Source organism: Cellvibrio sp. (assembly GCF_046347455.1).
GTDB lineage: Bacteria > Pseudomonadota > Gammaproteobacteria > Pseudomonadales > Cellvibrionaceae > Cellvibrio.
Window position 1 is genome coordinate 345,685 of sequence record NZ_JAXMGC010000002.1, and the last position, 12,459, is coordinate 358,143.

Below are 12,459 nucleotides of genomic sequence, written 5' to 3' on the forward strand. Positions count from 1 at the left end.
AATCACCCTTTAGCATGACATCTGTATTTTTATGACCACTTATTTACGCAAGCTTATTAAGTGGTTTTATTTGCTCTTTGCGCTGGCCGCTATCAGCTTGGCTGTGTTGGTTCAGGCTGGGCGCAGTTTTTCCCATTTGTTGGCTGAATATCCGCAAGAATTAAGCACTTATTTTTCCAATAAGTTCAACGCCAAGGTGAGTATTGGCGCAATCAGTGCTGAATGGGTTGGCCTCAAGCCCATGGTGGATGTACGCAACTTGCGCATTCACAGCCAGAGTGATCAGCAAATTATCACGCTCGATCATGCGCAAATGCGTCTGGATTTATTGGGCAGCTTGGCGCACGCGCGTTTGGTGTGGAGTGTGCTTCAGCTCGATAAAGTACAAATGGATTTTGTGCAAACAGATGATGGTTTTTGGCAAGTGTCGGGTATTCCCCGCAAGCAAAAAACGCAAGACGAAAAAGGCGCAAATTTGGATGCGCTTATAGATATGTCCTTGCTGTCGCGCCGCATTGAATTCGCACAAACCCGACTGAATTTTCATTTCGCTTCTGGCGTTACTACGAGCTTATATTCGCCCGTTTTGCGTATGGAAAACGCAGGCGATTTCCATCGCTTGTCCGTACAAGTGGATGTTGATGGCAAACCAAAAACCCTGAGTTTGATTGCCGAAGGTAAAGGCGATCCCCGTCACCGCGAAACCTTTAGCAGTAAAGCGTTCCTGCAATTAAAGCAATTTCCCACCAACGAACCCATTGCGGCAACCACCGCATTTTTGCTACGCGGTATTAAGGCAGAGGTTCACAGCGAAGGCGCCTTGGATGCCAGCCTCTGGTTTACCAGTCGCTCCAATCACGAAGGTTTGGATGTTCAGGGCAAGATCGGTATTCAGCGCCTGAGCGTTCCTGTAATAGGCCGCACTTTAGGGCTGGATAGTTTCAGTACCGATGTAGTCGGCCACTGGTTATACAACGGGCAATGGATGCTCGCGCTGCAGCAACTCAGCAGCCGAGTGAATGAGTACAAGATTGAAAACCTGAGTTTCGCTGCATCCGCCGGAAGTTTTTCGGACCCCGTGATTCTGCATTTACCCAAGGTCGATTTACAGCGCTTGAATCAAACGCTGGATAGCGCCGGTGTATTGGGAGATGGCCGCTTGCGTGAAGTCATGCGCACACTCAGCCCCATGGGCGAATTGCGCAATTTGCAATTCGCGATTCCTACTCAAAACCCCAAAGCCTGGGAGTTACAAGCGAACCTTGCGAAAGTGGGGGTTAACGCTTGGCAAGGCGTACCAGCGCTGCGGACCGTAGATGGCTTTGTTTACGCTAATAAAAACGGCGGTTTTGTGGATATCGACAGCCGCGATGGCTTCAGCATGCACTATTACCCCACTTATTCTGCCCCTATGGAATATCAACAAGCCAAAGGGCAAGTGGCTTGGTGGCTGCAGCCGGATAACAACCGAATCTACGTAAATAGTGGCGCGCTGGAATTCACCAAGGGCGACGAGCACGCCAAAGGCTATATGTGGCTTTCCTTGCCCTGGAAACGCAATACGGGGGATATAGATTTGTACTTGCAGATTGGTGCAACCAAGCTAAACGCAAGTCTCTATAGCAAATATACGCCAGCGGTGGTACCTCGCTCACTGCTGGATTGGTTAGAAAAAAGTATTGGCAGTGACAATGCAGGCTTTGTGGATCAAGTCGGTTTCGTCTATCGCGGTACGCTTAATAACCACAATCGTGCGGCGCGCAGCCATCAACTTTTTGTGGACATCAAACACGCCCAGCTTAAATATCACCCCGAATGGCCAGCGTTGAGCGATATTGACGGGCGGCTCTTGGTTAGTGACGAAGATGTCGCAGCGAGCGTCGATAAGGCAAAACTCTTCAGCAGTGATGTAGGCCCAACCCAAGTAAACGTTAATCCCAATCCTGACGGCCATGGCTCGCTCTTGCGCGTGAATGGAAGCGTAGAAGGCGGCGCGGAAGATGGTTTGCGTGTGTTGCGCGAAAGCATGTTGCGTCGCTACATAGGCGCAAGCATGGATGCATGGAAACTAGACGGTACACTTCGCACACAGCTGGATATTGCCGTACCACTGGATCATGAAGGTACAGGCGCAGCGCAACAGATCGAATTGGATTTAAACGCGTCGCGTTTTGAAATGAATAACTTAAGATTGGCGATGCAGGATGTTAGCGGGCATCTCAGCTTCAACGAAATATTAGGACTGAGTAGTGACGGTTTGAGCGGCACCTTATTTGGTCAACCCGTGAAAACCCTGCTGAGCACACGCAAACAGGGCGATTCCAGCCAAACCGTGGTGGAGGTCGATGGCGATGTGGATTCACAGGCTCTCGCCAAATGGACTCAACGCCCAGAAGTGTTGTTCACCCGTGGAAGAATTCCTTACAAGGCCACTGTTGAACTGAACCATAAGTCGGCCCAAGAACCTGCTGGCAACTTACCTTTTGCTGTGGTTACGGTTACCAGCCCACTCTCGGGCGTAGCAGTGAATCTTCCAGCACCTTACGGCAAGTCAGCCGAAGGAGAGCGTTTCCTCCGATTTAAAATGTCGCTTTTCGATCAAACATCGCTTATCGATATGGTTTATGGCGATGATATTCAAGCGCTGTTTGAGCTGGATCCAAAACAGGACAACAAGTTACTCAATGCCAATATTGCGCTTAACGACAGCGCTAAATTAGCGATTGAACCGCAGTTTTTGTTAAGCGGCAGAGTGCCTGGGCTCGATATTGAACCGTGGAAAAAGGTGCTGGATCGCTACATAGATTACACGGCGCAAATTAACGCTCAAAAACCCAAAGTGGCTGCGGGTCATACTGACTCATCTGCACTCATCGAAGCACCTGCAGCTGATGAAAGTCCGGTTTTGATTGCCGGTTTGCCTTTCCGCGCACAGATACTGTTGGGGCATTATCAAGTGGGTCCGCTAGCGCTTGAGGATGTTCATTTGCGCGCTGAGCGTTTATACGAATCTTGGAAGGTCGGTTTTACTAATCCTTTGGTGGATGGCGAAATCCGTATTCCAACCGACACCAGCAAACCGCTGCAAATTAATTTGGAGAGCTTGCGTCTTACCAGCAGTTTGTTAGGCGCAAAGCCTGAAACTTCCAACGCTGCACCAGCCTCACCAAAAATGCCTAGTATTAGCCTTGATCCGCGCAATTTGCCCTTGGCGGATGTGTCGGTTAAAGCGCTCTACATGGATGAGGTCAATTACGGCAATTGGTCGCTGCAAATTAGGCCGCAAGCTGACGGAGTTTTATTTGACAGGATTAACGGTACTGTTAAAGGTGTAACCGTCGGTGGTATCACGGAGGTTAGTACAGACGGAAGAACCCAAATCAAAAAGCCTGGTGCGAAGATGGATTGGCGGGTAAATGAAGCGGGTTCAAGCACACATTTTATTGGAGAGCTTTCTGCGGGTAATTTATCCACTGTACTGCGCGAATGGCAAAAGCCAGACATGTTGGAAAGCAGGGCAGCGCACTTCAAGGTGGATGCAACCTGGGCGGGTGACCCGCAAGATTTTGAGTTGAAAAAAATTGCTGGCAATATCGATATTTTTATCGAGCAAGGTCGCTTTAAAAATAATCCAAGTCCTGGAAGTGACGGCTTATTGCGCTTAATGGCAGTGTTGAATTTCGATTCACTTGCGCGTCGTTTACGTCTGGATTTCTCCGATCTTTATCAAAGCGGATTGGCCTATGATCAAATTATTGGCAAAGCGAATTTTGTTCCGGGCACTTTAACCTTTGTTGAACCGCTGGAAGTAAAAACCCCTTCAAGCCGATTACAAATGGCCGGTAAATTAGATCTGGAAAAAGAAAAAATTGATTCCCGCTTGGTGGCCACTTTACCTGTTGTGGGAAGCTACACTTTCTTCACGGCTGTAGTAACCGGCTTACCCGCAGCGGCGGGAATCTACGTGGTAAGCAAATTATTCAAGAAGCAAGTCGATCGTGTTACCAGCATCAGTTACACCATTCGCGGCGACTGGAGCGAGCCCAAAATGAAATTTGATGGGTTATTTGAAAGCGAAGAAGATTTGATAAAAAAAGCGAGTGAAGAAGAACCCATCCAAAAAAAGCGACGGCGAAAATAGTTGTGATGCAAAACGAAAAAGGAGGCTGATGCCTCCTTTTTTTTTAGAGTCTTTCGGTTTACGGAATTAATCCTGAAGTTCAAGTTGCTCGCGAATAAATGAAAAAAGCTTGCGCGCACTTTTAGGTGGTAAATTTTCATCGCGTTCTTTTTGCGCACTGCGTACCAATTGTTTTAGGTGTTGCACATCTATACCGGGACAATTAGTGACTAGTGTTTGGAAAATTTGCTTATCACCTTCCATCAACAAGTCGCGAAAGCGCTCAATTTGATGCTGGCGATGAACATATTGATCGCTGCGTGCTTGTAATTTATCGACAGCGGCTTGAATTTCGTCGTGATTGGTTTCGCGCATCAAGCGGCCAATGAATTGCAAGTGGCGGCGGCGCGCTTCACGGTGCGGCATTTTGCGCGCTTCGAGAATCGCGTCTAGGAGTTTTTCTTCCACGGGAACCGTAGCGAGCTGTTTATCGTTTAGCTCGATCAGTTGCTCCCCCAACTTTTGTAGCGCGGTCATTTCACGTTTAACTTGTGATTTACTTTTGATGTAATCGTTGGGGTTGATGTCGTCGTACTTGTAAACCATAGGATTGCCTAAACGAGAGTATTGCTAGCGGTGCTGTTCAAAAAGGGCGCACAGGGTAGGGGAAGGCGCTGCAAATAACAACCTTTGTTTGGCTTTGCGCCCTTATTCGTCTTCCTCAAAGCGGTTGTTGATCAATGCTCTAATGGCGTCCATAGCCTGGGCTTCATCGTCACCTTCGGTGGAAACTTCGAGATTCGTGCCCTGGGTTGCAGCCAGAAGCATCAAGGACATAACACTCTTGGCATCCACCCAGCTGCCGTTGGTGCGAGCTTGGCTCTTACAGCCAAACTGGGCCGCCAAGGTCGCGAATTTCGCTGCGGCGCGAGCATGTAGGCCGCGTTTATTAATAATGGAGATGGTTTCCGTCAACATAGTTGGTTTTTCTTGGTTGTTTTGTTGGTTAGCTTTTCTTGTGTTTGTTTATATCGCGATGCCTCACCTGTACATCGCCAAATTGTTCGCTGAAGTGTGCCTTCAGTCTTTCACTCAAATAAACGGAACGATGCTGGCCGCCCGTACATCCAATTGCGATCGTGATATAGCTGCGGTTATTTGCTTGATAACGCGGTAACCAGCGGCTCATAAAACCTTCTATGTCTTCATACATATCTTTGACTGCGCTCTCGGCTTCCAAAAACTCAATAACTTCCGCGTCTTTTCCCGTTAAAGGGCGAAGGTTGGGTTTCCAGTGGGGATTCGGAAGGCAGCGCGCATCGAAGACCAAATCAGCGTTCACCGGAATACCATGTTTGAAGCCAAAGGATTCAAACAATATAGCCATACTGGATTGGTCGCGTCCCACAACACGCTCTTTTACCAAGTCACGCAACTCATGTAGCGTCAAATGACTTGTGTCGATGATTTGATCAGCGGTATCGCGAATAGGTTCCAATAAAGCCTGTTCATTGCTGATGGCTTCGGCCAAATTCGTGTGTTTGTCGCTTAGCGGATGCTTGCGACGTGTCTCGCTGAAGCGTTGAATCAGCACAGATGATTGCGAATCCAGAAAAATCACCGTAAAGGGCAGGTGTGCTTCCTTCAGGGTGCTGATCATCTGGGGGAAGATTTGGAGATCTTTCCACGCATTACGAACATCAATGCCGATAGCGAACTTGTGTTGATCGTCTTTGTGGATTTCAATTTGCGCAACGAGCGCTGGCAAAAGACTTACGGGTAAATTATCAATGCAGTTATACCCCACGTCTTCCAAGACGTGTAAGGCGGTACTTTTACCTGAACCGGACAATCCGCTCACAATCACTAACTGCATGATGTTTCCCTTTTGAACCAAATCATGTTGATTCGTAAAACATTAAGGCTGACTAAAAATAACGGCTGCTTTTGCAAGCAGAATTAGCTAATTGCGGCCTGATAAAGACTATTGTCATCGGCGGCCGCACGCAAACGTTGGCGAAATTCGCTACGTGTTAGCGCCGCCGCCAAAGCTGCGAGATTTTTTAGATGTTCCGCATGCGACTCTTCGGGCACAAGCATGGCGAATAAAATATCGACCGGTTCGTTATCGATAGAATCAAATTCTACGGGGTGTTGTAGTGTAATTAATGCACCTACAGCACCCTCGTTGTTATTGACGCGGCAATGCGGAATGGCAATGCCGTGACCAACCCCCGTTGAACCCAAGCGCTCACGCGCTATAAAGCGGCGCATCAAATCGTCGGCATCTATGGCCGAAATATTCTGCGCGATAACCTGCGCTAGCAACTCAAGTGCTTGTCTTTTGTTGCTGGCGGCCAAGCCACTGCGAGTACGCTCAGGTGTTAACAGTGATTGAATTTGCATATTTGCTCGTTCGGTTTGCGCTCGTTATTAACGATGGCTGCGCATTTTCTCTTTGTGTTTAATTAACTGGCGATCCAGTTTATCCGCTAATGAATCAATCGCGGTGTACAAATCGGCGTCTGTGGCGTCGGCAAAAATATCTTTACCGCTCACGTGCAAAGTAGCTTCTGCTTTTTGTTCGAGTTTATCAACCGAAAGAATGACGTGGGTGTTAGTAATGCGGTCGTGATGATTACTTAAACGCTCAAGTTTGCTGATCACGTAATCTCTCATTGAATCGGTAACTTCTACGTGGTGGCCACTGACATTTATTTGCATAGATACATCCTCAATAATTACTGCTCGGTGGTTTTGTGAATACAAATGCACTCACAGAATTCTTGCTTTTTTAAAGTGTTTTGCGCTCGTTGGACGGCGGAATATTGAGTGATTCGCGATATTTTGCGATGGTGCGGCGCGCAACTTGAATGCCTTGCTCGCCGAGTAAATCGGTAATCTTACTGTCACTTAAAGGCTTCTTAGGATTCTCTGCGCTGACTAATTTTTTGATCAGCGCGCGTATGGCGGTAGAGGAACATTCGCCGCCAGAATCTGTACTCACATGGCTTGAGAAGAAGTATTTCAACTCAAAAATGCCCTGCGGTGTGTGCATAAATTTTTGTGTTGTTACGCGCGAAATGGTGGATTCGTGCATTTCCACTATTTCGGCGATGTCATGCAAAACCAGAGGCTTCATGGCTTCTGCACCGTATTCCAAAAAGCCACGTTGCTTTTCAACAATGCAACTCGCCACTTTCAAGAGCGTTTCATTGCGGCTTTGTAAGCTTTTCAAAAACCAACGCGCTTCTTGCAGATTATCTTTCAAAAACGTGTTATCGCTGCTGGAATCCGCGCGTTTTACCAATGACGCATAGTCGGAGTTAATGCGTAAACGCGGCGCAATTTCAGGATTAAGTTCAACCACCCATCTACCTTCGCGTTTCTCTACAAACACATCAGGCACAACATACTCAGTTTCACCGCTTGCAATCATATCGCCGGGGCGTGGATTCAAACTCTGGATCAAACTCACCGCTTGGCTAAGCTCATCTTCTTTCAGCTTTGTTCTGCGCATGAGTTGGCGGAAATCGCGGCTCGCCAACAGCGGTAAATATTGTTTGGCAATCAGTTTTGCTTCGGCCAAAAACGGTGTTGCAGGATCAAACTGTTGAAGCTGTACGGTTAAACATTCGGCCAGGTTTTGGCTGCAGGCACCGCAAGGGTCAAATTGCTGAATGCGATGTTGCACAGCAACAACTTCGTCTAGCTCTAGGTCTTCCCATTCTGTGATGAGACCGCTGTGAATATCTTCCAATGTGACTGACAGCATTCCGCTAGGTTCAACCGCATCAATGATCGCCATGGCGATAATACGGTCGCGGTCGGACATTGGGGTGAGGTTGAGTTGCCACGTCAAATGATCGTAGAGCGAATCTGTGGCAGCGCGGCGGCTCTCAAAATCAGAATCTTCGTTGTCGTAATTGCTACTGCTGCTGGATTGGCTGGTTTGGTAAACGTCATCCCAGCTGGTGTCCACGGGTAAATCGGCGGGAATGGCTTCATTCCATTCCGTCGCGCTTTGGCTGTAATCGTCGGTGCCGGTGTAATTATCGACATCGCTGAAACTATCGGTTTCGCCAAAGCTCTCAGCTTCGCCGAAACGATCGCCGTCATTAAAACTGGTTTCGCCGAAATTTTCGTCGCCAAATTTTTCGCTGCTGGATTCTTTATAGGTCATTTCAGCGGAATAACTTTCACTGAAATCATCGGTGCCTGAATCACTGTTCGCGGCTATTTCTTGAGTACGCGCGTAATCGCTGTCTTCGAAGTCGTTGTTGGAGGATGAGGGTGAATCAAAACTATCTTCTACTTCCAACATGGGGTTGGAATCGAGGGCTTCCTGAATTTCTTGCTGGAGATCAAGTGTCGATAATTGCAGCAAGCGGATTGCTTGTTGCAATTGCGGGGTCATGGTCAGTTGTTGACCGAGCTTGAGTTGCAGAGATTGCTTCATTATTCGAACGAGAAACCCTTAGCTGGCGTAGAGGCGAGCAAAAAACTAAACACTGTAGATGGAGTTTAGTCAGGGTTTAACGTCTAGGCAATAACCCAATGGCGCTAAAGGGAAATATTTAAAGCAATCTTTATGCCTAAGGCTTAGAAGGGCTGTTTGTCAAGGATGCGGTGGAGGCGCAAATAGCTGCTGTGATTAGAGTTTAAAGTCTTCGCCGAGGTAAACCTGACGCACCTTATCGTTCGCCAAAATAGCGGTGGAATTGCCTGATGCGATGATGTGGCCTTCGCTCACAATAAACGCCGTTTCGCAGATATCCAAGGTTTCGCGCACGTTGTGGTCGGTAATCAACACGCCTATACCGCGATCTTTCAGGTGGCGAACAATCTCTTTGATATCGGCGACGGAAATAGGGTCAACGCCCGCAAAAGGTTCATCGAGAAGAATAAATTTAGGATCGGTGGCCAAGGCGCGAGCAATTTCAACGCGGCGGCGCTCACCGCCCGAGAGCGACATGCCCAAGCTATCGCGAATATGGGTGATATGGAATTCCTGTAGCAGCGATTCCATTTTGGCCAGACGTTGCTTGCGGTTGAGGTCTTTACGGGTTTCCAGAATAGCCATGATGTTATCGGCAACGCTGAGCTTACGGAAAATCGATGCCTCTTGCGGCAAGTAGCCAATTCCGGCGCGTGCACGGCCATGAATCGGCAAGTCGGTGATATCTAAATCGTCAATCAGCACGCGGCCATTATCGGCATCAACCAAGCCTGCAATCATGTAAAAGCAGGTTGTTTTACCTGCACCATTAGGGCCCAGCAAGCCGACAATTTGACCGCTAGTGACCGATACGGAAACATCAATAACGACTTTGCGCTTTTTGTAACTCTTGGCGAGGTGCTGGGCGTGAAGGCTGGCCATGGATTATTCTTTTTTCTCTGGTTTTGCGGGGATAACAGTTTCTACGCGGCCGCTACCTGAAAATTTCGCAGTTTGGCTCTTAATGTCGTAATCCACGTGGCCCGCTTTGGTCACTGAACCGTTTTGCTCGATGGACACGTTTTTATCCAAGGTCAACTGCTCAGTCTTCGCGTTGTAATCGATGGTGCCCGCTTCAGCGTGAATAACGGGTTTGCCTTCTTCCGGTTGCTGTTGATAGCGCGCGGGATTGCCTTCGGCGGTAAAAGATTCGGGCTCTTGATTTTTGTCGCGACGAACACGGATTTTATCGGCGGAGATTTCCAGTGTACCTTGGATGAGTTTTACATCGCCGATGTAAACGACCGTGTCTTGTTTAAGGTCGATTTCCTGCTTTTCTGCAGAGATTCGCAAAGCTTGGTTCTTGTCCGTAGGTAATGCATGAACCCAAAGCGGGCTCATCGCCAGCAATCCTGCTGCGACGCGCGCAAGTAATAGTTTAAGGCTTGGGTTCATAAGTGCCCTTGACGTTAGAAAGTAATTCAATTCGCTCGCGCTTCATATCCGCGCGCATACCTTGCGCTGTGATCTGGCTTTTAGCGGCGCGCATAGTAACAGCTTTGTTTGTTTGCGCGAATTGGTCTTGCAGATTTAGCCGCAAATCGCTGGTAGAAATGGTGGTTTCACCTTGTTTTTCAGAAGTTTGGCGCGCTAGCACTTCTTGCGTAAGCGTAAACCACGTGTCGTTGGTATCGAGGCGACCTTCTTGCGATGTAATAAACCAACCCGGCCTTTGCGGATTGGTTACGACCATAAATACTGGGGTTTCAAACAAGGAATAGTCTTTGTCGCTGGGGCTGTCTTTTACCTGAAAACGACGAATCAAGGGGGTATTCATTTGGTAGTGAATGTTGCCACTGGCGTCGTATTGGCGCATTTCGACATCGGTAATGTAAGACTGCGGAAAAACTTTTGCTTCGGTTTGTTGCTGCGAAACCAAGTCTTCCTTATTGGAATATTTGAAGGTCGCAAACACCACCAACAGCACAATAACCACCAACCAAGGTAGCGGCAGAAAACGTGGATTGATGTTTTCCAAGTCGGCGCTGTCAACTTTGGGTAGTTGTAATTTAGACATTCCGGTTAAGCCAAATAAGTTTTTAAGAGTTGATCAAAGCTGTTTTGCGCTTTCATCAACATATCGCAAGCTTCACGCACAGCGCCTTCGCCACCGCGTGCGCGGCTCTGCCAATGAGCGCGTTCAGTCACTGTAAAGTGACTGTTAGCGGGTGCGAGCGCCAAGCCCACGCGGCACATAACGGTTAGGTCTGGCCAATCGTCACCCATGAATGCAATTTCATCCAATTGGACAGGATGTTCTGCCAAGATTTCCTGCAGCGCATCCCACTTATCTTCGCGCCCCTGTACCAATATTTTGATGCCTAAATCGCTTGCGCGTTTAGCGACCAAGTTGCTGGTACGGCCGGTAATGATTCCTACCTTAACGCCGCTTTTTTGAAGCAACTTGATGCCATGACCATCGAGCGTGCTAAAGGTTTTGAATTCATCGCCTTGATTGCTGAAATAAAGGCGGCCATCGGTTAAGACACCGTCTACATCCAACAGGAGTAATTTGATGCGTTTAGCGCGCGTTTCTAAATCGGGCGCCGTTAAGAAATGTGACGGTGAGTGACTCAAAGTGAATCCTTGTTAATTAAACCACGCCTGCGCGCAGCAGGTCATGCATGTGTAAGACACCAACGGGGCATGCTTGTTCATCGCGCACTACCAAAGCGGTGATTTTTAAATCTTCCATCATTTTTAAGGCTTCGGCGGGCAGTGCTTTGATGCCGATAGTCTTTGGAGTGCGATTCATCAGGTCGCCAATGGTAACGCCGGTAAGACTAATACCTTTATCAACCGTGCGGCGCAAGTCGCCGTCGGTGAAAATGCCTAAAAGCTGATTTTTGTCATCCACAACTGTGGTCATGCCAAAGCCTTTTTCAGACATGGTCAGAAGTGCTTGGTTCAGGCTGGCGGTGGGTGAAACTCGCGGAATGCTATCGCCGGTGTGCATGATATCCACAACGCGTAACAATAATTTACGACCCAATGCACCGCCGGGATGCGAGAATGCGAAATCCTCTTCGGTAAAGCCCCGCGCTTCCAGAAGCGCAATAGCCAGTGCGTCGCCTAAAACAAGAGTGGCGGTTGTACTCGCCGTCGGTGCTAAATCTAACGGACAGGCCTCGGTTTCCACTGCTATGTTCAGGTGTGCTTCAGCTACTTCCGCTAAGGTGGACGACGGGTTACCGGTCATGCTAATGATTTTAATCCCCGAGCGCTTAAGCATGGGGAGCAAAGTCAAAATTTCATTGGAGGTACCTGAATACGAGATTGCCAGCACTATGTCCTGCTTGGTAATCATCCCCAAGTCGCCATGGCTGGCTTCACCGGGATGAACAAAAAACGCAGGCGTTCCTGTGCTGGCAAGGGTGGCGGCGATTTTTTTGCCGATGTGACCGGATTTGCCCATGCCTGTCACTATGATGCGGCCTGAGCAGTTCAGAATGAGATCACAGGCTTGGGTGAAGTCACTGTCGAGTCTTTGGCTCAGCGCATTTACGGCATCAGACTCTATGCGAATGGTGCGAAGTCCCGAGGCAATAAAATCGAAAGCTGGCATAGAGAGATCTCGTGATGACTATTAACACTTTTGACGGACCAATAAGCGGGTCATTATAGCGATATTGGTAATGAATCGCTTGATATTGGGGACACTGCCCCCATTTTGCAATTCGCGCGCGCATTTGCGATTTGCAAAAGCTGAATTTACGTGTGAGCCGTTTTGCTCACACGTTACGCCACGCGCTGGGCTTGATGGTTATTTAATCGTCATGCAAGAAGGGAAAATACCCGTGAAATACAGGTATTGATTGCCCCGGCGCATTGTACTGGAACT

Annotated in this window: 12 protein-coding genes; 1 reads left to right on the forward strand and 11 read right to left on the reverse strand. The window is 48.3% G+C overall.

Annotation, left to right across the window (positions count from 1 at the left end; genetic code table 11):
- The first annotated feature begins 31 nt into the window (after nucleotides 1–31).
- Entirely contained in the window at nucleotides 32–4,141 is a 4,110-nt protein-coding gene (locus U1F02_RS05370; RefSeq protein ID WP_409989338.1) for a YhdP family protein, read from the forward strand.
- Nucleotides 4,142–4,207: 66 nt separating this feature from the next.
- Here the strand turns inward: U1F02_RS05370 and yjgA are convergent, their stop codons facing one another.
- The 11 genes from yjgA to U1F02_RS05425 form a co-directional block, all read right to left on the reverse strand.
- Nucleotides 4,208–4,726, reverse strand: a complete 519-nt coding sequence (yjgA, locus tag U1F02_RS05375) for a ribosome biogenesis factor YjgA (RefSeq protein ID WP_409989339.1) — start codon at nucleotides 4,724–4,726, stop codon at nucleotides 4,208–4,210.
- A 102-nt stretch (nucleotides 4,727–4,828) separates the two neighbouring features.
- Entirely contained in the window at nucleotides 4,829–5,098 is a 270-nt protein-coding gene (locus U1F02_RS05380; RefSeq protein WP_409989340.1) for an HPr family phosphocarrier protein, read from the reverse strand.
- Between the two features lie 28 nt (nucleotides 5,099–5,126).
- Nucleotides 5,127–5,996, reverse strand: a complete 870-nt coding sequence (gene rapZ / locus U1F02_RS05385; RefSeq protein ID WP_409989341.1) for an RNase adapter RapZ — start codon at nucleotides 5,994–5,996, stop codon at nucleotides 5,127–5,129.
- 83 nt (nucleotides 5,997–6,079) lie between these two features.
- Complete coding sequence (locus tag U1F02_RS05390; protein ID WP_409989342.1) at nucleotides 6,080–6,526, reverse strand: PTS sugar transporter subunit IIA; 447 nt, start codon at nucleotides 6,524–6,526, stop codon at nucleotides 6,080–6,082.
- Nucleotides 6,527–6,553: 27 nt separating this feature from the next.
- Nucleotides 6,554–6,844: a ribosome hibernation-promoting factor, HPF/YfiA family gene (gene hpf, locus U1F02_RS05395; RefSeq protein WP_409989343.1), complete on the reverse strand. Its 291-nt coding sequence runs from the start codon at nucleotides 6,842–6,844 to the stop codon at nucleotides 6,554–6,556.
- Nucleotides 6,845–6,914: 70 nt separating this feature from the next.
- Nucleotides 6,915–8,579, reverse strand: coding sequence for an RNA polymerase factor sigma-54 (locus tag U1F02_RS05400; RefSeq protein WP_409989344.1), 1,665 nt, complete (start codon nucleotides 8,577–8,579; stop codon nucleotides 6,915–6,917).
- Nucleotides 8,580–8,774: 195 nt separating this feature from the next.
- Entirely contained in the window at nucleotides 8,775–9,500 is a 726-nt protein-coding gene (gene lptB, locus U1F02_RS05405; protein WP_409989345.1) for an LPS export ABC transporter ATP-binding protein, read from the reverse strand.
- Between the two features lie 3 nt (nucleotides 9,501–9,503).
- Nucleotides 9,504–10,013, reverse strand: coding sequence for a lipopolysaccharide transport periplasmic protein LptA (gene lptA, locus U1F02_RS05410; RefSeq protein WP_409989346.1), 510 nt, complete (start codon nucleotides 10,011–10,013; stop codon nucleotides 9,504–9,506).
- The gene (lptC, locus tag U1F02_RS05415) at nucleotides 9,997–10,635 is read right to left on the reverse strand and encodes an LPS export ABC transporter periplasmic protein LptC (protein WP_409989347.1); all 639 of its coding nucleotides are present in this window, start codon (nucleotides 10,633–10,635) and stop codon (nucleotides 9,997–9,999) included. The genes lptA and lptC overlap by 17 nt, the downstream gene beginning before the upstream one ends.
- A gap of 5 nt (nucleotides 10,636–10,640) precedes the next feature.
- Nucleotides 10,641–11,195: a KdsC family phosphatase gene (locus tag U1F02_RS05420; RefSeq protein WP_409989348.1), complete on the reverse strand. Its 555-nt coding sequence runs from the start codon at nucleotides 11,193–11,195 to the stop codon at nucleotides 10,641–10,643.
- A 16-nt stretch (nucleotides 11,196–11,211) separates the two neighbouring features.
- Entirely contained in the window at nucleotides 11,212–12,183 is a 972-nt protein-coding gene (locus U1F02_RS05425; RefSeq protein ID WP_409989349.1) for a KpsF/GutQ family sugar-phosphate isomerase, read from the reverse strand.
- Between the last annotated feature and the right edge of the window lie 276 nt (nucleotides 12,184–12,459).